The following is a 19,736-nucleotide window of genomic DNA, read 5'->3' as shown; positions in this document are numbered from 1 at the left end:
AGGTGGGATCAGAAGAAAAAGTAAACTGAATGTGGGCGGACAAGAATCTCACCAAAGCCAACGTCGCTTGGGTTCTTGCCAGGCTCCCTGCCACAGGTCAAAACGTGCGAGTGGTTCAAGTTTTTTTAGAACGGCAGCTTCACCTGCGGATAAGAGACTGCGCTCCGGAATGGAAATACCGAAAAAGCCTTCAGCGACCGGAAATATTTCACATTCTGATGTCAGCGATCCCAATGCTTTTTCTATCTTGTTACGTTCTGCTTTGATAATTAACTGAAGTCCCATCAGCTTTTAAACTCCACAATTGCTACCTGCTCAAGCGCTTGCCTGACCTGGGCCTGAACCTGGTCAGGGATGGATTGCCCTCTGATGTCATAGACTACCCGGCAAGTTTGAATGTGCGGTGGCAACTGCGATAGTCCCCAGCATATTCTGGCAATATTGTACGCAATACTGAGTTCTATCGATTCCGGAGATTCAAGACTGTGGTTGGCCACAAGGAAAAACTCGCCGCGTTCTTCATTTATAAACTCCGGGGTAAACATTACGCCTCCCTTTCATTGTCTTCGCCAACTTCTGGCAATTGAATGCTTTTTTCATCAGTGCGTTATCTTAGCAGGGATCCTGTTCCAGTCACGATGTCTGCTTCTGGCACAAAGTGGACTATCCAGAACAGAATGGCTTAACGTTTGTTGCTTAACAGGGGTAGCGCGTGCGGATTGCTCTTCCCATTACCGACTGTATTTACCAGATAGAGTGACACTTATTTATTGATATACAATAATATTTCTTCAAGTATGGATGCCCTACCAGGCTGGTGATTTTGTTTGAGCTATATTCATATGATAGGAAAGACTCACTCCGTCTGTACGCCTGAATACGACTGGCGTAAACATGTTAATGTCTTCGAGGTTATATGAAATTTCCAGGCATCCCGGAAAATGAGGAAGAACGATTAAAATCTCTTTATCTGGCAGACCTTCTTGATACAGGCTCTGAAGAGCGTTTCGACCGTTTAACTCGTCTGGCAAAGAAACTTTTTCAGGTGCCAGTTGCACTGATTAGCCTGATTGATCGCGAGCGCCAGTGGTTGCTTGCATGCGAAGGGTTGGGGACTCGTGAAACGCCTCGTAATGTCTCCTTTTGTGGCCACGCCATTTTGCAGGAAGGTCCATTTATTGTTAACGATGCGGTTAGCGATGATCGTTTTCATGATAACCCTCTGGTGATTGGTGAACCTTATATCAGATTCTATGCGGGTTATCCCGTGCATCTTCCTGATGGCGCGGTTGCAGGTACACTTTGTTTGATACATTCCTCTCCCCGGCCCTTCAACGACGATGATATTGCATCACTCAGAGACCTGGCATTTATAGTTGAGGATGAATTTAAGGTTACGGGCATAGCCATGACTGACAGTCTTACAGGCATACCCAATCATCGTGGTTTTTACAATGCAGGGGAGAAGCGATTTCTGGCCCTTACTCAGACGAATGTCCCTTTCAGTCTTATCTTTTTGGATCTCGATAAATTCAAACCTGTTAACGATCTCTGGGGGCATGCCGAAGGAGATGAGGTGCTAAAAGTATTCTCCGCTCTGTTGTGCCAGCATCTTAGCGCCGGAGATATCGCAGGACGAATTGGAGGGGATGAATTCGTCGTTCTCGTCACTCACAAATCCCGGACTGGTGCCTTTTTAAAAGGGGTGCGTAAAAGTGTGGATGAGTACAACGACCACTCGGGGAAACCCTATACGATTAATTATTCTTATGGAATGTTGCATAATGATCCGGTTCGTTACCCCTCTCTGGTGGAGATGCTGAAAGAAAGCGACGAGGTGATGTACTCAGCAAAACGACGTAAGCATGTCTAAGCACCCGCAAATCTGTCGTGGTCAACTAAACTAACCACCGATTTAGCGTTTTTCCAGTATCGGTTTTCCGATTCGTTTGAGGGTACCCCACCGTTATATTCGTGCGGCCTTAGCGAGCGGTAATACTCGACGATATAGTCAGTGCTCCCATGAACTGCTCCCCATAACAGGAATACCTTCGTCACCATCTCCGGCGTGATCAGTGGTGGATGGACAAACCAAAGTGATGATACGTCTGTTTTTTCCGGATGCGGAAGCACGCAAGATGGTATTGGAGAAAATTGGTGCGATTGAAGGTAGGAACCAAACCCTGGCGGCCTCACAGGCTATGTAATCAAAACTTAATCAAAGAGAAAATCATGAGAAAAATAGTTTCTTTTGTCCATGTGTCGCTGGATGGTTTTGTAGCTTCTACCGCTGAGGGCCCAGCGAGTCTGGCCTGGATAAGCATAAGCCCCGATTTGTTTGAATTCGTGGAGCAGCGGATTCAACAGACCGACACCGCCTTATATGGGCGCACCACCTACCAGATGATGGAGTCGTACTGGCCAACTGCTGCCGATAAGCCTGACGCCAGTCCGCATGACCATGCGCATTCGCGTTGGTATAAATCTGCCCACAAAGTGGTGTTGTCGAAAACCCTGTTGGAAAAAAATCACCCTAATACGCAAATTATCAGTCGCAATTTAAGCGACGAAATCAGCAAGCTCAAGCGTAACGAGGGCAGCGAAATTTTAATGTTTGGCAGTCCTTCAGCTACTCACTCGCTAATGGTGGAATGATCCTACCCACGTAATATGGACACAGGCCTAAGCGAGGTTCTGGTTTTCAAATTGTTCCGGACTGAGGCCGCCACACCAACTGTGCCGCCGCCACCGATTGTAATCACATTCGATATAATTAAATACCGTTGCCCGCATTATTTCCCGGCTGATAAAGTGTTCTCCATGGATACATTCCACTTTCAGCGAATGAAAGAAGCTTTCCACGCAGGCATTATCGTAGCAGCAACCTTTTGCGCTCATACTTCCACGCAGATTATGCCGCTTCAGTTGCGCCTGATAATCTGCTGAACAGTACTGGCCTCCACGGTCAGTGTGAACGATAACGTTCCGGGGCCTCTTACGCCGCCACAGCGCCATCTGCAGGGCATCGCAGGCCAGTTGCGCCGTCATGCGTGGCGACATTGACCAGCCAATAACGGCACGTGACCACAGGTCAATGACCACTGCCAGATACAGCCAGCCTTCATCTGTACGTAAGTACGTGATGTCTCCTGCCCACTTCTGGTTCGGGCCACTGGCGTAAAAATCCTGCTCCAACAGATTTTCTGACACAGGCAGGCCGTGTGCGCGGTAGCTGACCGGGCTGAACTTCCGGGAGGCCTTTGCCCTCAGTCCCTGACGGCGCAGGCTTGCCGCCACGGTTTTTACGTTAAAGGGGTAACCCTGAGCACGCAGTTCATCCGTCAGGCGTGGGGCACCGTAACGCTGTTTTGACCGGGTAAAAGCCGCGAGGACAACGCTGTCGCAGTGTTGGCGGAACTGCTGACGCGTGCTTATCCTTGTCCGCCGCTGACACCACGTATACCAGCCGCTGCGGGCCACCCGGAGCACGCGGCACATTGCTTTGATGCTGAACTCAGCCTGATGTTTTTCAATAAAGACATACTTCATTTCAGGCGCTTCGCGAAGTATGTCGCGGCCTTTTGGAGGATAGCCAGCTCTTCATCCCGTTCTGCCAGCTGGCGTTTGAGACGTGCAATCTCGGTAGACATCTCCAGTTCACGTTCAGAAGACGTCTGCTGATTTTGCTGTTTACTGCGCCAGTTGTAGAGCTGTGATTCATACAGGCTGAGTTCACGGGCTGCGGCAGTAACACCGATGCGTTCAGCAAGCTTCAGGGCTTCACTGCGAAATTCAGGCGAATGCTGTTTACGGGGTTTTTTACTGGTTGATACTGTTTTTGTCATGTGAGTCACCTCTGACTGAGAGTTTACTCACTTAGCCGCGTGTCCACTATTGCTGGGTAAGATCAGAAAACCTTATTGATGAGTATTGGCTATTCGTCAATCCGATTCTGCTGGGGCAAGGTATTCCCTTGTTCAAAAACATAAAAGACAGAACCTCACTCATGCTGGTGAATAGTAAAGTTTTCCCGTCGGGCGTAGTGTGTCTGCGATACGAGGTGAAACGAAATCAATAATGCAAGGTTCTGATAATTCTGTAAGAGGAAAAAAACCTCCGAACGGCTGCATTTCTGCGAATGTGTAGCCAATCGATGTTTTGCGGTATGTGCTCCACCCTAATTGACAATAGATCTAAGGGTCAGCAACGTCCGCTCCTGGCACTGAGCTGACTGCCTGAGGTGCCGCAAGGTCCGCACAGTGCCAGGAGCGGACGTCGCTGTTAATAGTTTGCTCCTCAACTATTGAGCAACACCATGACATTCGCCTCATACTACAACATTATCTGGCCGGGAGTTCAAAAAGTGGACAGAACTAAAAAGGGTATATTTACAGCAATGTGGGCTGTTTACCATTCATCAATGTAAGCATTGTAAGATCTTTAATTCGTTTTTGTCATATGTGTACCAGTATATCCCCTCAAGAAAACTGGAGGCTGTTAACATTTCTTCTTTATTGAAGTCAACGAGTACTTTTTCCTGATTTGGTCCAAGAAAAATCACGCTTACTTCAAAGTCTTGTAAATTTGAACACGGATTTTTTTGGTTAAAATCCAGTTGATGGGCTAATGAATATACTTTTTTATTAAGTACATCATCATTGAAATTACTATAAACCCACCCCAAAGCAAAGTAACTAAATATACATGTAAAGATTATATAAATGAGTGCCCCAATGGGAAATCTAAAATCACTATTTCCGTCCCATTTTAACTTAAAGTAAGAAATGATATTTATTATGCAAACAACACCTACAATAGCCAGCAGGTAAACAAGAATAGAAATTTTTTTGAAGAAAAGATAAGCAACAAGAAAACTTCTTGTAAAAGGAAAAAATGATGGATCAATATTAAATACATCATTTATTATTGCGGATGCCTCAGCGGTGCAATATACAATTAACCCTGTGAATGACAGGGATAGTATGATTTTTGTTGTTTTGAACTTCCAAAGCTCCTTGAACATTAATGTTCTTTCAATATTAATTCCGATCCATATTGTTGATAACATAATTGATATAATGTATGCGGGTAATTTTAGTGTTTCAATAAATTCAGAATCAGAGCTATTGGATGTAGAAAATATAAATATCAATATTGCTACAATGGCTAATGTGTTAAGCGTAATGGAAGAGTTCCATTGTTCATTGTATTTTTTATTTTCACTTTCATTTTTAATAAATAAAACAGCATCTCGTATGTCTTTGATAATCTGCTTGGTGGATTTCTCATTCGAATATCTGTAGTTAGCATTATCACTTGAATCAAACTCAGCTAAAAGTTTTTTGAAGGATTCTGTATTAATTTTCTCATTAGTCATATTGAATAACTCTTTTTCTAGTTAAACGTAGGTTGGCTATTTGGAGAAAACCACTGTCGATCTTCATTTACAAACTCTGGGACAACCATCATATCTCCATTTTATTCACTTCGTCGATTTCTATTTTTCGAGTATTTGTTGCTGTACACAAAAAACATTATTGGTAGAGAAACGTCAGGCGGATGTAAATTCTTCCTAGGTTAATCAAACCATTCTCTCCAAAAATTTTCAATCAGTTTTACGTCCGTACCTCGCTCACAGCGGACCTTCAACGTAGAGTGCGTGCCAGCTTTTTGCTAAAAGGGACATTATGATTAATTATTTTCTGCCTCTGGCTGATCTTAATCAGCTCATAATATGAGCTGATTAAGATGCATGATTACACCGTTGGGATGGTACCACCATCAATGACATATTCGGTGCCGGTGATGGCGGCTGCATGAGATGACGCAAGGAAGGAAATGAGTTTCGCAACCTCGATGGGCTTTGACGGACGACCAAGAGGAATACCACCGAGAGCATTCATGATTATCTGCTTACCGCCTTCGTAATCCGTTCCCGCCTGCTTCGCCAGTCGCTGCGCCATCGCGACTGAAGCTTCGGTTTCGATCCAACCGGGCGCAACACGCACGACACGAATCCCTTTCGGGGATACCTCTTTCGACAGGCTTTTGCTGTACGCCGACAGCGCAGCTTTTGCCGCCGCATAACCGGTGGTTGATTCTGGTAACGGCAGTTCACGCTGGATAGATGTCACGTGAATAATAACCCCGCTACCCTGCGCCAGCATCCCAGGCAACAGCGCACGATCTAAGCGCACCGCGGGTAACAGATTCAGGTTGAGTTCCTGCTGCCACTCTGTTTCGCCCAGCGCGGCAAAGCCTCCGGCAGGCGAGGTTGAACCGCCAGCAACATGGATGATGGCGTCGACACCCCCCAGATGCTTGTGAACGGCTTCCACTACCACGGCACATCCGTTGACGGTGGTCAGGTCCGCCGCTACGAAGGCGTCTGCGAAACATTCTGTGGGCACATGACGCGCGGTGGTTAACACCCTGGCACCCAGTTGCTTAAATAATTCAACGACCGCTTTGCCGACGCCTTTGGTACCTGCAGTAACCAGTATGCGTTTATCCTGAAAATCAAGATCTAACGACATCAGATAATCTCCAGCGTGTTGATCTTGTCGCCGACCAGGCCGAAGACATGTTCAAGCGTGACCGGGCTGCCGGGAAAATTACCGACGACGTTTGAAGTGACCGTCACCCGGTGACCTTCAGTGATAAACTTAACCGGCTCAACGCTGTAGTCAAACGCGGCCTGTGCGGCACGTTGCCATGCCTCGATCGCTGCGTGTCCCTTGTGAGTTTTACCTTCGTCTGTCACGACAGCATCAACAGTAAAACAGTGCTTAACGTTGGCAATATCTGCACCGTTACTGATCGAGAAATAGTCTGAAATAGCATGCGGTAGGGCTAATGACATGGCTCTTTACTCCTGTTATTTACAGTACGGGCATTTTCAACATAGACTGTGAAATTAACAAGTACGCACTAAAAAGTGAGCCACTGAATTATGAGTAAGTTATATACTCCAGAATCTGCCGCAAGCGGTGTGGAGCACGTGCTGCGACTGTTGGAAGGTCGTTGGAAATTAATCATTCTTTTTCATCTGTTCGATGGAAAGGTACAACGCTATTCTGATTTTGAAAAACTGATCCCCGGTATTTCACAGAAGATGCTGGCGCAGCAACTGCGGCAACTGGAAGCTGACGGCATCGTATCACGTACGGTGTACCCGCAAGTGCCACCGAAGGTGGAATATCGCCTGACCGAGTGGGGGCAGGCGCTGTGCCCGGCCCTTGATGCAATGTTGAAATGGGCGGAAAAACGCGAGGTTTAGCTGTCGTCGGGGCCTTTTTGCAGTGAGTGAAAATCACTGATGTCTGCTTTCGCTCAACGTTAATAATCGGTGTCTGTCTGGATTATCACTTTTGTCTCTCTTGTCTTATGTATTTTTGCTGCGGTTCAATTATTGAGAATAAAAACAAACGAACCAGAAGAAAATACGGGAATAGATCAGCCACAATGTTAACTTTTGATAAAATTAAAGTAACATTCTGTGAGGTGCGGATGTTTTTATTTCTCATAGACGAGAATTTACATATCATGATATAATATGGCGGAAAAGAATGCAGGTTATTAATCTGCCAGTAATGTAAATAAATTTTTGAGGAGACCATTCCAGTGGGACGTAAATGGGCCAATATTGTTGCTAAAAAAACGGCTAAAGACGGTGCGACGTCTAAAGTATATGCAAAATTCGGTGTCGAAATCTATGCTGCTGCTAAACAAGGTGAACCAGACCCAGAATTAAACTCATCTTTAAAATTCGTTATTGAACGTGCGAAGCAAGCACAAGTCCCAAAACACGTTATTGATAAAGCCATTGATAAAGCCAAAGGTGGCGGCGATGAAACGTTCGTACAAGGACGTTACGAAGGCTTTGGACCCAATGGTTCAATGATTATCGCTGAAACGTTGACGTCAAATGTTAACCGTACGATTGCTAATGTTCGCTCAATTTTCAATAAAAAAGGCGGGAATATCGGAGCGGCAGGTGCTGTCAGCTATATGTTTGACAATACTGGAGTGATTGTATTTAAAGGAACAGACCCTGACCATATTTTTGAAATTTTGCTTGATGCAGAAGTTAATGTTCGTGATGTAACCGAAGATGAAGGAAACATTGTTGTTTATACAGAATCCTCAGACCTTCACAAAGGCATTGCAGCGCTAAAAGCAGCTGGAATTACCGAATTTTCAACAACAGAATTAGAGATGATTGCTCAATCAGAAGTTGAACTTTCGCCAGAAGATTTAGAAATCTTTGAAGGACTTGTTGATGCCCTTGAAGATGACGATGATGTTCAAAAAGTATATCATAACGTTGCAAATCTCTAATTAGAAATCAAAAAATCTGTCATTATGGCAGATTTTTTAACTTATAAAGTTGTTATAAAAATATATCTAACCCGATGTGTTGATTATAAAAAATAGATAAAATTACTGTCTTCTAAAACAAATCATATTCATTGAAATTGCTGGTCTTAACACTCTGGTGATTAACGGAAAAAGAATATATTACAGAAGGGACTGCGCGAAAAACGTAATGCGTTGACGATATAAAATCAACGTTAATACCCCCAGCCCGAAGGCGGTTGGGGGTTAATAATAATGCCAGACTGACCTGCCCGCGAATTGCGTAGCGGATTTTAAACCGTTATTTTTTGGGAGTGATTTTCGTCACTGAGCCTGTTTGCGTTTTATCCCCGATAGTCCCATACATAGACACCAGATAAACGGCACCATCAGGCCCGGCGGTCAGGTGGTTTGGCGTATCATCCATCGGGATATTAGCGACCAGTTTGCCATCCTTGTTCAGAACAGCAACGGTTCCGCCTGCGCGCGTGGCGGCGAAAACCTGTGACGTCACGGGATCCCAGACGACAGATACGCCCCCGGCCCCAATGTAAGTATCCGCGAGAACCTTACCGTCCGCATCAAGAACCACGACATTGTTCGTCTCCTGGGAAGCGACGTAAAGACGGCCGGTCTCTGGATCGCGAGCGATGTCGGTAGCACCTTGCGCCTGAGGTATTTTCACCGTCGTACTCTTGCCCGTTTTGAGATCAATCCAGCCCACCCAGGGCGTATCGCGACTGACGCCGTAGAGTTTCCCACCGGCACTGTCGAGGGCAAGGTCTGTACTGTAAAACTGGTCGCGGCCGCGGTTCGTCACGAACTCCATCTGACCGATATGTTCCAGCGTTTTGGTATCATAAACCTCGATAAAACCGGTCAGTGCTGCGCTGACATAAGCCCGATTGTGGGCTTCATCAATAATCACATCGCGTGGATGTACGACCGACCCCTCCGGGAAGACTTTCACGACGGAAAGCGTTTTTGCGTCATAGACGGTCACCGTCTCGGCGAGCGTGTTCGTTGTCCAGATATGATTATGGACATTATCAACACCGATGCCGAAGACTCCAATCTGCTCACCCTTTTTGTCTTTAGGCAGCGTAGCCTCCGCTTCGACAGTCAGCGTTCCGGCGTTCAGTCTCATCAGGCGGCTACCATCATTAGGGCCACGTGCAGAGGTTACGAACAGCTTCCCGTCGGTTGAAATTGCCGACTGGTAAGCTCGCTCACCGACGGAAATTTTTTGCAGCCTGAAAGCCTCAGTGTTTTTCGGGGGAACAATTTGGGACAATTTCAACATGACCTGCGAAACGCTCGCGGGATTTTGCGTGATAACAGTGAGTGGATGAAGGCCTGTAGCAGCATCGACCGGAACTGTTAGCGGAATAGTGAGGTTTCCCTTCTCGTCGGCGGTCAATGGTTTCGGTGTCAGGAGTTCCGCACCATTCAGCAGGGTGACGGTCGTGCCCGCCTGCAGGCTCTTAATCGCTATGACAGTTTTATCTCCGGGCTTAACAGGAACGTCCCGTGACCCTGCACGGATACTGCCAGGGAAGGTAGTGGTGGCGGCTGCCCACTGGCTATCGGCGTATGCCGTTGTGGCGGTTGCCATCGCAATAGTGGAGGCCAACAACACCGAACGGACTGAAATTCTTCTCATCTTATCTCCATAAATTGTATTGATGCTGCATCTCAGCGCAGCCACAGGTTATTTCCCATGCGATGAGTCTTATCTTCCGCCATGAGAAGTATGTCTTGTTATAAGCGCATTCAACATACCATATCAATGCAAATAATTATCATTACCATTCTTGATGATGTCTTAAATGTGAGGCGTTTATGTATCGCGGATGAGCGAGTTGGCGATTTTCCGGTAAGAGGGCGGCAGTGAGCCGAAGCGGACGTAAAAACGGCTTGTGCCAATCATCAGGCAATAAATCGCAGCCTATTCCTCTCTCTACATATTCAGAAGGCTCATTCGAAACATCCAGTTGATGTCGATAATTAGTGGTTGAAAAGGTGCCAGGAATGACGGAAGAATATGCCAACATTGCTGAGGTTTAGATGGATTGAGGGGCAAGAAGTGGGATCGTCTGGAACAGTAAAGAAAATCGTTATGCTGACCATTGTGGCTAGCCTGGCCGCGGGTTGCGCGCCGTTACATCCTTCCGGCTGCCATAAGACCACGGCAACGGGGAGTTGCAGTTCAGGACGCTGGGATGATCAGGATGAATGGGGTGCGAAAGCGCGGGCAATCAGGGCGGCAATAAATGCCAAACTTGATGAGCCGCAAAACTGGAAGGGGAAAAAATGCAGGTTGCATATTGAATTTGCTCAGGATGGCACGGCTTTGAACATATCAACCAGCAACGGCAATAAAGCCTATTGCGAAGCGATAAAATCAGCAGCCCATAAAGCGAAATTTCCAGCCTTCAACAATCCAGAAGTCTATAGGGATTTTCAAAAATCCGGCTTCGATATGCGCGGTTAGCACCATAGTAGCCCTTTCAGTGTCAGCTACTCGCTCACTGCTGCCCTTTAAACCTTATCGACGGCAGCTCAGTGCCAGGAGCGGAGGTTGTTAATGGCATGATGTATAAACCAATGGAGAGCCGATGATCTATACCCCAGTTAATAGATTCTGGCAATGTGGCTATTACCGACCCTACAGCAGAAGCACTAACTATAGGTATTTTATCGCTCCCATTGAACCAACCCCCCTGGTGAGGCAATTATTTCGGTTTAATATGATTTAAGGTAAATGTCACTCAGCTAAATACCCACCATCAATTGGATAAACGCCCCCGGTACAGAACGCTGATCTGTCTGACAGCAAAAACAAGATGAAGTCTGCTATTTCTTGCATTTTTGCCATCCTTTTCATCGGGTGGCTATTTGCGAAACTGCGTACGATGTTTTCAGGGAATTCATTCATCCGTGGGGTTTGGACATAACCCGGAGCGACTGCATTGATTCGAATACCCTGGCAGGCAAACTCTAGCGCTGCGGTTTGGGTTAAACCGATTATACCATGCTTAGCCGCGGTGTAAGGCGCCAATCCAGGAATGCCAACCAGGCCATTTACTGCAGATAAATTAACGATAGAACCACCAAACTTCATCATCTGAGGTATTTCATATTTTAGGCAGTAAAAAATACCGCTCAATGAGGTGGCAATGACTTTATCCCAGTTTTCAACTGTCTGCTCTGTGATATTTTTACCATGTTCACCTGTCAGGCCTGCATTGTTTACAGCATAATCAAGCCTGCCGAAATATTTGATAACGTCATCTATCATTTGCCGTACCTGTTCAGGCTGTGACACATCACATCCGATCCCCATCGCTTGTTGTCCCTGTGAAGATAACCATTTCGCTTTTTGTTTAGCCTGCGCTGACGAGCGGGATACAATGACGACCTTAGCGCCATGTTTGTGTAATTGGTCTGCGACGGCCTCACCTATACCTGTAGTACTTCCTGTTATAACCGCTACTTTATTCTGAAAAGTCATAATTCCCCCTATGAAGTAGAATGGAGTCTTACATCTGGGGTAGTATACAAATTAGCAGTGACAGTTTTTGTCAGTACTCTTTTCCCTCGCGGATCCCCTCTTTTTTTCTCCATTTTTTCAATAAAGCCGTCCTGTTTTCTCTATACATGGAATCCAGTTGCACAATCTTTTCGATTTTGTCAGTTCTGAAATGACGAAAATCATTTCTCATCTCACACCATGCAACCAAAATCCAGCATGACTCCATATATACTAATGCGATGGGCCATATGACTCGAGAAGAGTAAACCTCTTTCTTGTCACAATACTTTATTTCGACTCTCTTTCGATTTTTAATGGCATTACGAATGTCTTCAAAAAATATCTCATTGTTTTCTGAAGGACCGGTCAGATAGGATTGGCTCTCAATAAGATTTTTTAATTCACCGGGAATGACGGCGTGTATTTTGGCAAGCGCATTTCTTGCGGTATTTTTGAAATCATAATCCGTATTATGAGATACCCAATTTAGCCCAAGTATAATAGCATTGATTTCTTCATGAGAAAGATTTAAGGGGGGTAAATGAAAATCAGACTTAACGATGTATCCAATTCCTGCGCCGCCTTCAATGCACACTCCCTGTTGCTGTAGCGTTTTTATATCTCTGTAAAGGGAGCGTACATTTATTTCTAATCTTTCTGCAAGAGTGGATGCCGTGATTGGATATCTTTGCGCCCTTAATATCTGTAGTAATTCGAGAAGCCTTTCTGTTCTGGTCATGTTGATAAATCCATCTTGATACTAAGACGATATCTTAAAGCACCTGTTGAATAGGCATCTTAGTACAAAGCAAGTGTACCTGCCTAAGTTGATCTGCCCCCCGTTGATTAATATCGCGCATAACCGCCCAAAGCCATACTTACTCAGAGACTTGTTCCGGGGTTTTGGCCCCGTGTCTTTACTGCGTATAATGCCGCCTCTATACACGCTAAAATCGACTGTGCCACGAACTATGAATCTCAATCGCTTTTGTTATTTGCTCCTGATCTTCTCGGCTATCGGCAGCATCTTTACCTCACATCCCGTTGCTATCTGGTTCCTGCTCGCCAACATACTGACGCTGGTGATTTATGGCGTGGATAAAATGGCGGCGCGTAAGGCCTGGCGCAGAGTGCCGGAATCCACTCTGTTGGTGTTTGGTGTTGTGGGAGGGTGGCCTGGCGCGATGGTGGGTCAACAACTCTTCCGGCATAAAACACAAAAGCAGCCATTCAAAACCTATTTCATCGTCAGCGTGATATTGAGTGTCTCAGTGATGGTGGCGGTGTATCAGCTTTATCCCTTTGCTTCTTCCTGAGCGTTTGCTTTTGCTCCCTGCGCATTGTGGCCTGATAACCTTTCTACCAGACCACTGCCAGGCTACTCAGCTATAGATTACCCACGCCACCATCAACCAGTAGCTCAGTACCAACGACGAATGAAGACTCATCAGAAGCAAGGAAAACGGCGGCCTTAGCCAATTCATAGGGGGTGCCTAAACGTCCGATGGGTACCAGAGCGCGAATTTCTTCCCGGAGCTTATCTTCGTCCACGCCGCCCCCAACGTTGTTCAATGCCGGTGTTTCAGTCGGTCCGGGACTTAAGCCATTTACACGGACTCCGCGCGGGTGAAGCTCTGCAGAAAGTGTTCGTGCCAGAGAGAGTATTGCGGCTTTACTTGCAGCGTAAGCACTACTTTGTGGAAAACCAATCCGCGCGCTGACTGAGCCACAAACAATGACGGAGGACGGGTTAGAAAGCATAGGAAGCAGGGCTTTGATCAGGAAGAATGGGCCCTTAAGATTGGTATTCATCAGCGCATCGTAAGCCTGCTCATCCCAGGATTCCAGTGGCTTATGTGTAACATCGCCTGCGTTTATATATAAAATATCAAGTTTCGGCCATCGCGCCTGTAACGCCGTTGCTAAGTGAGTTTGTTGAGGGATGTCGCCTGCCTCAATGCGAAAAATAGCCACATCACTTAACTCTTTTTTGGCCTCCAGTAGTTTTTTTTCACTACGACCGGTGATGGCAACCTTTGCTCCTTCTGCCAGAAACTGACGTGCCGTCTCTAAACCAATACCGCTAGTACCACCGGTAATCAGTGCGTACTTGCCTTCAAGTCTGCCCATTTTCCTACCCCCACGTATTATTCGTGGAGTAATTATTTATCCTTTAGTATCCTTTGGAAAGTAGGCACCATTTGGATACTAAGGAACCTTATGGGATGCAATGAAGTGAGACCGGGAGCCCTATGACACAGAATATTTCGACGTTAGCTGAGAGTAATACAGGATGCCCGATGGTCAGTTTTGTGAATCTGATAGCCGGTAAGTGGGCGATCCCAATCCTTTATCGTTTGATTGTATTAGGCGAACCTGTTCGTTTCAGTGAGCTACAACGAGCAGTCAGACCTATCACTCAGAAAGAACTGACTCGTCAGTTGCGACAGTTTGAGGCTCGCGGGTTGGTTAACAGAAAAGTGTTCGCTGAAGTTCCACCGAGAGTGGAGTATGAAATAACCGAGCTGGGTAAATCGTTGCGTCCGACACTTGATTCTCTTGCTGAGTGGATGACTGCCAACGCGAGCGCAATGAATAAAAACGGACAAAGGACGTCAGCGACTCGTTCTTGAGGGATAGCCATACTCAACGCTCCCATACGGCAGGAGAGTTGAGTATGAACATGTCACCGTGGAACAAAAACCGTATCATCGGCCAAAGTAATGTCGGCCTGTCCACAATGACACGATGCGTAATAAGCTATTTCACTTCTGCCAGCGCGCTTTTATCAACGTAGGGCTTCATTAGCGTATCGGCTTCCTGTTGGGCCGTTTTAACTGCCTCTTCCGGCGTCACTTTTGGATCGTTGACAACGGCCGCCAGCTGGTTTTCCATCGCTTTACGTACGGCGACCGTTTCATAGGTGGAGTACCAGGGATGGGCATATTTCAGCTGCTCAAGGGCGATGGCCGCACGGGGATCCTGCTGCATGTACGCTTTCATTTCTGGTGTGTCATACGCGGCTTTACGCGGCGAGAAGTAGCCGGTAAAGCGACTCCATTCTCCGTTCACCTGCGGGCTGACCAGCCAGCTCAGAAACTGATATGCCGCTTTTTTCTGCGCGTCTGAAATGCCTTTAAAACTCACCAGGCTGGCACCGCCAATCGGCACCGCACGTTGCTCTTTTGCCGGCAGCATGGCGACGCCAAGCTCAAAGTCTTTGGTATTTTCACGCATAAAGCCCAGTGCGCCGGTGCTCAGCATTGCCATTCCAACTTTCCCCGAAAAGAAGGCGGCGCTGATCTGTTTTGAGTTCAGGACACCAGAAGGCATCACCTTGTCCTGATAGATCAAATCCTGCCAGAAACGCAGGGCGCCAATGGTGGAGGGGGCGTTGTAATACACTTCGCCGGGATAGTCTTCATTGAAATATTTACCGCCATTGGCGCGAACCAGCGCCGAGAAAATCCAGCCGCCGTAATCGTCATTGGTCGATGGCAACATGATCCCCCACTGACCCTTGCTTTCGTCGGTTAATTTTTTCGCGTCAGCCTGCAGTTCAGCCCAGGTTTGCGGCGGTTGTTTGATACCCGCCTGGTCAAATAACGCTTTGTTATAATACAGAATTGGCGTGGAGTTATGGAACGGGATCGCGTAAGTCACGCCCATCACCTGAGCGTTCTTATGCATGGCGGGCCAGAACTCGTTAAGCAAAAATGGCCCCGCTTTTTGATTACCGAACCTGAACAGCTCGTCCATCGGCAGGATTTCATCTTTTAACGCCAGGTCGGTGGTGAAGTTGGCGGACATGATGACCAGCGCGGGCGGTTGTCCCGCCTTTTGCGCGGATTCGGCTTTGATCTTGGTGGTGTCATAGTTGCCGGTAAAAATGCCCCGTACTTCGACATCCTGTTGTGATTCATTGAATACGTTGATGACCCGGGTCATCTCCATGGTCAGTTTGCCATCGACGGGGGCGGGAAACATAAAATCGATTTTTTCTTTCGCCAACGCAGACCCGCTAAAGGCCAGCGCGCCGCTTAGGGCGAGCGCCTGCAATTTCGTATTCAGGGGCTTAAACATGGTCAATCTCCTGGAGTAAATTGTGCTGTTTCTCAGCATGAAAAAGATGAAGATCCGACGGTGAAAAACCGAGGGTAAGCGTATCGCCTTTTTCGGGCACGGTGCCGCGATGGCGGCGGCTGTAGCGCAGTGTGCCGACAGGCGTGCTGACGTGGAGCAGATAATCTGCCCCCATCAGTTCTCGTTGCATTACCGTGGCGGGCAGGGCGTACAGCCCGTCAGTCGGTCTGTCAGTGATGTGTTCAGGGCGTATCCCCAGCCAGACCTGCGTTTCGTCACGCGACAGCGGTGGCAGCGGATGTCTGATATCACCGAGTTGTACCTGACCGTTCTGGCAAGGCAGAAGGAGGAGGTTCATTGCGGGAGAGCCGATGAAACCGGCGACGAACAGGTTTGCCGGGCTGGCGTAGAGATGTTCAGGGCGACCGACCTGCTGCACGTAACCATTGTTCATCACGACGATACGATCGGCCATCGACATGGCTTCGGTCTGATCGTGCGTAACGTAGATGGTGCTGGTCCTGAGCTGTTGATGCAGCGCCATAATGCTATCGCGAACCTCGCTACGCAGGCGCGCGTCAAGGTTGGAGAGCGGTTCGTCCATGAGAAAAAGTCGCGGATTGCGCACAATTGCACGCGCCATCGCCACACGCTGCCGCTGACCGCCGGAGAGTTTGGCCGGTTTGCGATCGAGTAGCGGCTCCAGTTGCAGCATTCGGGAGACCTGTTCCAGCCGCGGTTGCCAACTGGCTTTATCCTCTTTGCGAATTTTCATCCCGAAGGTAATGTTGTCACGCACCGACAGATGCGGAAACAGCGCATAGTTCTGGAAAATCATCGCAAAGTTGCGTTCGCGTGGTGAGAGAAAGGTGATGTTCTCTTCCTGCAGCCAGATGTCGCCTCCGCTGACGTTTTCCAGTCCGGAAAGCAGACGCAGCAGGGTGCTTTTGCCGCAGCCGGAGGGGCCTACCAGCACCACGAATTCCCCTTCGGCAATATCCAGAGACAGCGAGTTCAGCGCCGGTTTGCCGTCAAACGTTTTGCTGACATTATTCAGTCTTAACATGGTGATGAGTACTCATCCGTTGGGCAACTGGTATTCTCGTCATACAGCCATGGCCCGGCGTAGTGCGCCAGCGAGTGCTGGTAGCTCACCCAGTGCTCTCCCACCTGACGATGCATCAGGCAGGACGGCGGTGACATGTCGTAATAGGGACGTGTATCTTCATGGCAGTAGGGCACCTGATGAACCGTCGCGGGAAGCGTGGTGATGGTCGCCTGACGATACTGCGTCATCGTCAGATTATGGTTATGACCGCAGAAGATGCGGATAAGCGAAGGGAAGCGTTCCACCAGTGCCAGCAGACGATGACCATTTTCACAGGCGATCGGATCCATCTGAGCATTTCCCAACGGCAGCGGCGGGTGGTGCATAAAGACGGCAGTTGGCTTATCACCGGCGCTGAATAGTTGGGCTTCCAGCCATGCTAGCGTCTCTTCGGTTAACCAGCCTTTCGAATGACCCGCAAGGCTGGAGTCAATAAACAGCAGGCGAGTCGCGAAATCATCGACGGCATAACGCATATTTTGCGGGTCGGTGCCCAGTTGTGGACACAGCGGGTGCAGATATTCAAGAAAATGCGCCTTATCATCATGGTTCCCCGGGATCAGCAGCAGCGGGTAGTGGAGCGCGCCGAGGATCTGGCGGGCAATGCGATACTCCTCCGGGCGGCCACAGTTAACGATATCTCCGCTGACGATAACGGCATGCGGACGTTCACGCAGCGCATTCAACTGGGAAACCACGTCTGCATTTCCGGCGTTAACGTCGATAAAACCGTAGAGCTTCTGGACGTGACCGCGGAAATGGGTGTCGCTAATATGGGCTAACAGCATGAAATCACTCCTTATTTAATACCTGAAAAACCGAAGCTTCTCAGAAACTGTTTCTGAAAGGCGATAAAGGCCACCATAAGCGGCAGACAGACCATTAGCGTTCCTGCGCCAATGGTTCCCCACTGTCCGCCCGATTCCGCGCCCATCGCAAAGGAGACGAGGCCGACGGTCAGCACCTGCTTGTCAGGGTCGTTAAGCATCATGAGAGGCCATAAATACTCGTTCCAGTGATAGGTAATGCTGACGGTGGCGAACGCCAGCACTGACGGCCATGACATCGGCAGCAGGACGCGGTAAAGCACCTGCCACCACCGGCAACCTTCCATCAACGCCGCTTCCTCCAGCTCTTTTGGAATGGCAAGGAACGCCTGGCGCATCAGGAACACGCCGAATGCCGATGTGAAATAGGGCATCATCACGCCGGTCAGCGTGTTAAGAAGACCGAAGGTTTTCAACGTCATCATGTTCGGCACCATCATCACGACGGGCATGATCATCAACTGAACAAGAAACAGCAGAAAAAGCGTTTGCTTGCCGCGAAATTCGTGGCAGGCAAAAACGTATCCGGCGGTGGTGATGGTCAGTAGCTGTACGGCGAAGGTGCCAAACGCGAAGATCAGCGTGTTAGCGTACAGGCTGAACCAGTTTGCGCTGGCCCAGGCATCGCGAAAGTTATCAAGCGTTAACGGGAAGCGCGGCAGTACGGAGGCCATTCCTTCCCCAAAGGTCGTGGCGCTAAACGCCGAGGACAGCATCCACAGGAAAGGGCTCACCCACAGCAGCGCCAGGCAGGTCATCAGCGCACCCAGCGTGACTTTCCTGGACTGACGCAGGCGTAGCCACAGCGGTCGCGTGGCGCGTTGCGTTCTGGGAATGGCAGGGGAGATCTCAACGCTCATGATGCGCTCCTCGCTCCAGTAGCTTCAGGTTAAAAAAGGAGAAGACAAACAGTCCTGCCAGCGTCAGAAACGTGGCGGCGGAGGCTTTGCCCAGATCGTGGGTATCCCAGGCGAGATTCTGGATGTAATAAAGCAGTACGCTGGTGGCGTTATCCGGCCCGCCGCGGGTCATGACGGCGACATGGTCTATCTGCGTAATGGCATAAATCAGCGCCGTTGTGATCACGAAGCTCAGCGTCGGTCGTAGCAGAGGTAGCGTCACCTTAAAAAATATCTGTGTCGGGGTGGCGCCTTCCATCATCGCGGCTTCGCGTGCCGACTGCGGAATGCTCTGTAACCCCGCCAGAAAGAACAACATGTAATAGCCGGCGAATTTCCATACACCAATCAGCGTCAGGGCATACAGCGCGCTGTTGCTGCGACCCAGCCAGTTGTTATTCATGGGGCCGAACAGCTTCGCCAGGTAGTAGTCGAACATTCCCATTCCCGGCATAAAGATGAACAGCCAAATCGCCGCCGCGCTGACCATGGGAATAATCATCGGGAAGAAAAAAGCGGTGCGTAGCCAGCGATTGACGCGGTGGTTTTCCCATAACGCAACGGCCAGCAGCAAAGCCAGTGCCACTCCGGGGATAACCGTCAGGGCGATGTAAATCAGGTTGTTCACCAGCGACTGCCAGAAGACGCTGTCTTCAAACAGACGGATGAAATTCCCTGCGCCGACGTAGGGGGCCTCGTCGGTTGCCATGCGTGTATCAAACAGGCTGTCATACACTGAACGAATCAGCGGGAACCAGGTAAACAGCAGTAAAAAAAGCAGTGAAGGCGACAGGATAAGCCAGGGAAGCCAGTTCTTTTTCATCATCATCTGCGGGCTCGTCGAAATGTTTCTGAAGCCAGACAGTGTGAAAGGGGATTACTGCAAAAGAATGGCCGAAAGATGATGGTTTTGTGACCTGCGAGCC

General features: G+C 48.4%; 22 protein-coding genes and 3 pseudogenes. 9 read left to right on the top strand and 16 right to left on the bottom strand.

Annotation, left to right across the window (positions count from 1 at the left end; all coding sequences use genetic code 11):
* Positions 1 to 48 precede the first annotated feature (48 nt).
* Entirely contained in the window at positions 49 to 285 is a 237-nt protein-coding gene (locus tag GBC03_20640; protein QFS72435.1) for a hypothetical protein, read from the bottom strand.
* A complete protein-coding gene (locus tag GBC03_20635) occupies positions 285 to 545 on the bottom strand; it encodes a hypothetical protein (GenBank protein QFS72434.1) in 261 nt (86 codons plus the stop codon). The genes GBC03_20640 and GBC03_20635 overlap by 1 nt, the downstream gene beginning before the upstream one ends.
* 371 nt (positions 546 to 916) lie before the next feature.
* Here GBC03_20635 and GBC03_20630 point away from each other — a divergent pair, with 371 nt between their 5' ends.
* Entirely contained in the window at positions 917 to 1,873 is a 957-nt protein-coding gene (locus GBC03_20630; protein QFS72433.1) for a diguanylate cyclase, read from the top strand.
* On the opposite strand, the gene GBC03_20625 is transcribed toward GBC03_20630, so the two are convergent.
* Positions 1,870 to 2,061: a hypothetical protein gene (locus tag GBC03_20625; GenBank protein QFS72432.1), complete on the bottom strand. Its 192-nt coding sequence runs from the start codon at positions 2,059 to 2,061 to the stop codon at positions 1,870 to 1,872. The genes GBC03_20630 and GBC03_20625 overlap by 4 nt on opposite strands.
* A gap of 171 nt (positions 2,062 to 2,232) precedes the next feature.
* Here GBC03_20625 and GBC03_20620 point away from each other — a divergent pair.
* A pseudogene (locus GBC03_20620) lies at positions 2,233 to 2,646 on the top strand (dihydrofolate reductase).
* 36 nt (positions 2,647 to 2,682) lie between these two features.
* Here the strand turns inward: GBC03_20620 and GBC03_20615 are convergent.
* Positions 2,683 to 3,845, bottom strand: a protein-coding gene (locus tag GBC03_20615; GenBank protein QFS72431.1) for an IS3-like element IS3 family transposase whose coding sequence is annotated in 2 segments (ribosomal slippage) — positions 2,683 to 3,584 and positions 3,584 to 3,845 — 1,164 coding nt in all. Because the reading frame shifts where the segments join, the coding sequence is not laid out codon by codon here.
* A gap of 62 nt (positions 3,846 to 3,907) precedes the next feature.
* On the opposite strand from GBC03_20615, the pseudogene GBC03_20610 reads away from it, so the two are divergent.
* Positions 3,908 to 4,078, top strand: a pseudogene (locus GBC03_20610) (dihydrofolate reductase).
* Positions 4,079 to 4,417: 339 nt separating this feature from the next.
* Here the strand turns inward: GBC03_20610 and GBC03_20605 are convergent.
* The 3 genes from GBC03_20605 to GBC03_20595 all read right to left on the bottom strand — a co-directional run bounded on the left by GBC03_20605 (position 4,418) and on the right by GBC03_20595 (position 6,862).
* Positions 4,418 to 5,377, bottom strand: coding sequence for a hypothetical protein (locus GBC03_20605; protein QFS72430.1), 960 nt, complete (start codon positions 5,375 to 5,377; stop codon positions 4,418 to 4,420).
* Between the two features lie 379 nt (positions 5,378 to 5,756).
* Positions 5,757 to 6,536, bottom strand: coding sequence for an SDR family oxidoreductase (locus tag GBC03_20600; GenBank protein ID QFS72429.1), 780 nt, complete (start codon positions 6,534 to 6,536; stop codon positions 5,757 to 5,759).
* Entirely contained in the window at positions 6,536 to 6,862 is a 327-nt protein-coding gene (locus GBC03_20595; GenBank protein ID QFS72428.1) for a nuclear transport factor 2 family protein, read from the bottom strand. Before GBC03_20595 ends, GBC03_20600 begins: the two co-directional genes overlap by 1 nt.
* 90 nt (positions 6,863 to 6,952) lie before the next feature.
* Here GBC03_20595 and GBC03_20590 point away from each other — a divergent pair, with 90 nt between their 5' ends.
* Entirely contained in the window at positions 6,953 to 7,279 is a 327-nt protein-coding gene (locus tag GBC03_20590; GenBank protein ID QFS72427.1) for a transcriptional regulator, read from the top strand.
* A gap of 344 nt (positions 7,280 to 7,623) precedes the next feature.
* Positions 7,624 to 8,340: a YebC/PmpR family DNA-binding transcriptional regulator gene (locus GBC03_20585; GenBank protein ID QFS72426.1), complete on the top strand. Its 717-nt coding sequence runs from the start codon at positions 7,624 to 7,626 to the stop codon at positions 8,338 to 8,340.
* Positions 8,341 to 8,659: 319 nt separating this feature from the next.
* Here the strand turns inward: GBC03_20585 and GBC03_20580 are convergent, their stop codons facing one another.
* Positions 8,660 to 10,021 (bottom strand): hypothetical protein, encoded by a 1,362-nt coding sequence (locus GBC03_20580; GenBank protein ID QFS72425.1) that lies wholly within the window; start codon positions 10,019 to 10,021, stop codon positions 8,660 to 8,662.
* 381 nt (positions 10,022 to 10,402) lie between these two features.
* On the opposite strand from GBC03_20580, the gene GBC03_20575 reads away from it, so the two are divergent.
* Positions 10,403 to 10,852 (top strand): tolA family protein, encoded by a 450-nt coding sequence (locus GBC03_20575; GenBank protein QFS72424.1) that lies wholly within the window; start codon positions 10,403 to 10,405, stop codon positions 10,850 to 10,852.
* A 273-nt stretch (positions 10,853 to 11,125) separates the two neighbouring features.
* Here the strand turns inward: GBC03_20575 and GBC03_20570 are convergent, their stop codons facing one another.
* Positions 11,126 to 11,872 carry an SDR family oxidoreductase gene (locus GBC03_20570; protein ID QFS72423.1) on the bottom strand — a complete coding sequence of 249 codons (747 nt, stop codon included), beginning with the start codon at positions 11,870 to 11,872 and terminating at the stop codon, positions 11,126 to 11,128.
* Between the two features lie 70 nt (positions 11,873 to 11,942).
* Positions 11,943 to 12,632, bottom strand: a complete 690-nt coding sequence (locus GBC03_20565) for a WYL domain-containing protein (protein QFS72422.1) — start codon at positions 12,630 to 12,632, stop codon at positions 11,943 to 11,945.
* A gap of 232 nt (positions 12,633 to 12,864) precedes the next feature.
* Between GBC03_20565 and GBC03_20560 the strand changes: the two genes are divergently transcribed.
* Complete coding sequence (locus GBC03_20560; GenBank protein ID QFS72421.1) at positions 12,865 to 13,209, top strand: DUF1294 domain-containing protein; 345 nt, start codon at positions 12,865 to 12,867, stop codon at positions 13,207 to 13,209.
* A 70-nt stretch (positions 13,210 to 13,279) separates the two neighbouring features.
* On the opposite strand, the gene GBC03_20555 is transcribed toward GBC03_20560, so the two are convergent.
* On the bottom strand, positions 13,280 to 14,023 hold the full coding sequence (locus GBC03_20555) for an SDR family oxidoreductase (protein ID QFS72420.1): 744 nt from the start codon (positions 14,021 to 14,023) through the stop codon (positions 13,280 to 13,282).
* 170 nt (positions 14,024 to 14,193) lie between these two features.
* Here GBC03_20555 and GBC03_20550 point away from each other — a divergent pair, with 170 nt between their 5' ends.
* Both GBC03_20550 and GBC03_20545 read left to right on the top strand, forming a co-directional pair.
* Positions 14,194 to 14,526: a transcriptional regulator gene (locus GBC03_20550; GenBank protein QFS74089.1), complete on the top strand. Its 333-nt coding sequence runs from the start codon at positions 14,194 to 14,196 to the stop codon at positions 14,524 to 14,526.
* A pseudogene (locus tag GBC03_20545) lies at positions 14,523 to 14,612 on the top strand (integrase). Before GBC03_20550 ends, GBC03_20545 begins: the two are co-directional and overlap by 4 nt.
* A 41-nt stretch (positions 14,613 to 14,653) precedes the next feature.
* Here GBC03_20545 and GBC03_20540 read toward each other — a convergent pair.
* From GBC03_20540 to GBC03_20520, 5 genes are read right to left on the bottom strand one after another with little or no spacing between them, the layout of a single operon-like run.
* Positions 14,654 to 15,976, bottom strand: coding sequence for an extracellular solute-binding protein (locus GBC03_20540; protein QFS72419.1), 1,323 nt, complete (start codon positions 15,974 to 15,976; stop codon positions 14,654 to 14,656).
* Positions 15,969 to 17,042, bottom strand: a complete 1,074-nt coding sequence (locus GBC03_20535; GenBank protein QFS72418.1) for an ATP-binding cassette domain-containing protein — start codon at positions 17,040 to 17,042, stop codon at positions 15,969 to 15,971. Before GBC03_20535 ends, GBC03_20540 begins: the two co-directional genes overlap by 8 nt.
* Positions 17,036 to 17,872, bottom strand: a complete 837-nt coding sequence (locus GBC03_20530) for a phosphodiesterase (GenBank protein ID QFS72417.1) — start codon at positions 17,870 to 17,872, stop codon at positions 17,036 to 17,038. The genes GBC03_20535 and GBC03_20530 overlap by 7 nt, the downstream gene beginning before the upstream one ends.
* 11 nt (positions 17,873 to 17,883) lie before the next feature.
* Positions 17,884 to 18,771, bottom strand: a complete 888-nt coding sequence (locus tag GBC03_20525) for an ABC transporter permease subunit (protein QFS72416.1) — start codon at positions 18,769 to 18,771, stop codon at positions 17,884 to 17,886.
* Positions 18,761 to 19,633 (bottom strand): ABC transporter permease subunit, encoded by an 873-nt coding sequence (locus tag GBC03_20520; GenBank protein QFS74088.1) that lies wholly within the window; start codon positions 19,631 to 19,633, stop codon positions 18,761 to 18,763. Before GBC03_20520 ends, GBC03_20525 begins: the two co-directional genes overlap by 11 nt.
* Positions 19,634 to 19,736: the final 103 nt, after the last annotated feature.

The sequence above is a fragment of the Citrobacter telavivensis genome (assembly GCA_009363175.1).
GTDB lineage: Bacteria > Pseudomonadota > Gammaproteobacteria > Enterobacterales > Enterobacteriaceae > Citrobacter_A > Citrobacter_A telavivensis.
This window is presented reverse-complemented; position numbering and strand designations above follow the sequence as displayed.

Coding starts and splice junctions, on each gene's coding strand:
- GBC03_20565 (QFS72422.1), bottom strand. CDS start 12,632: ATGACCAGAACAGAAAGGCTTCTCGAATTACTACAGATATTAAGGGCG.
- GBC03_20575 (QFS72424.1), top strand. CDS start 10,403: ATGCCAACATTGCTGAGGTTTAGATGGATTGAGGGGCAAGAAGTGGGA.
- GBC03_20600 (QFS72429.1), bottom strand. CDS start 6,536: ATGTCGTTAGATCTTGATTTTCAGGATAAACGCATACTGGTTACTGCA.
- GBC03_20555 (QFS72420.1), bottom strand. CDS start 14,023: ATGGGCAGACTTGAAGGCAAGTACGCACTGATTACCGGTGGTACTAGC.
- GBC03_20580 (QFS72425.1), bottom strand. CDS start 10,021: ATGAGAAGAATTTCAGTCCGTTCGGTGTTGTTGGCCTCCACTATTGCG.
- GBC03_20570 (QFS72423.1), bottom strand. CDS start 11,872: ATGACTTTTCAGAATAAAGTAGCGGTTATAACAGGAAGTACTACAGGT.
- GBC03_20530 (QFS72417.1), bottom strand. CDS start 17,872: ATGCTGTTAGCCCATATTAGCGACACCCATTTCCGCGGTCACGTCCAG.
- GBC03_20625 (QFS72432.1), bottom strand. CDS start 2,061: ATGGTGACGAAGGTATTCCTGTTATGGGGAGCAGTTCATGGGAGCACT.
- GBC03_20635 (QFS72434.1), bottom strand. CDS start 545: ATGTTTACCCCGGAGTTTATAAATGAAGAACGCGGCGAGTTTTTCCTT.
- GBC03_20525 (QFS72416.1), bottom strand. CDS start 18,771: ATGAGCGTTGAGATCTCCCCTGCCATTCCCAGAACGCAACGCGCCACG.
- GBC03_20630 (QFS72433.1), top strand. CDS start 917: ATGAAATTTCCAGGCATCCCGGAAAATGAGGAAGAACGATTAAAATCT.
- GBC03_20540 (QFS72419.1), bottom strand. CDS start 15,976: ATGTTTAAGCCCCTGAATACGAAATTGCAGGCGCTCGCCCTAAGCGGC.
- GBC03_20590 (QFS72427.1), top strand. CDS start 6,953: ATGAGTAAGTTATATACTCCAGAATCTGCCGCAAGCGGTGTGGAGCAC.
- GBC03_20535 (QFS72418.1), bottom strand. CDS start 17,042: ATGTTAAGACTGAATAATGTCAGCAAAACGTTTGACGGCAAACCGGCG.
- GBC03_20560 (QFS72421.1), top strand. CDS start 12,865: ATGAATCTCAATCGCTTTTGTTATTTGCTCCTGATCTTCTCGGCTATC.
- GBC03_20640 (QFS72435.1), bottom strand. CDS start 285: ATGGGACTTCAGTTAATTATCAAAGCAGAACGTAACAAGATAGAAAAA.
- GBC03_20550 (QFS74089.1), top strand. CDS start 14,194: ATGGTCAGTTTTGTGAATCTGATAGCCGGTAAGTGGGCGATCCCAATC.
- GBC03_20595 (QFS72428.1), bottom strand. CDS start 6,862: ATGTCATTAGCCCTACCGCATGCTATTTCAGACTATTTCTCGATCAGT.
- GBC03_20605 (QFS72430.1), bottom strand. CDS start 5,377: ATGACTAATGAGAAAATTAATACAGAATCCTTCAAAAAACTTTTAGCT.
- GBC03_20520 (QFS74088.1), bottom strand. CDS start 19,633: ATGAAAAAGAACTGGCTTCCCTGGCTTATCCTGTCGCCTTCACTGCTT.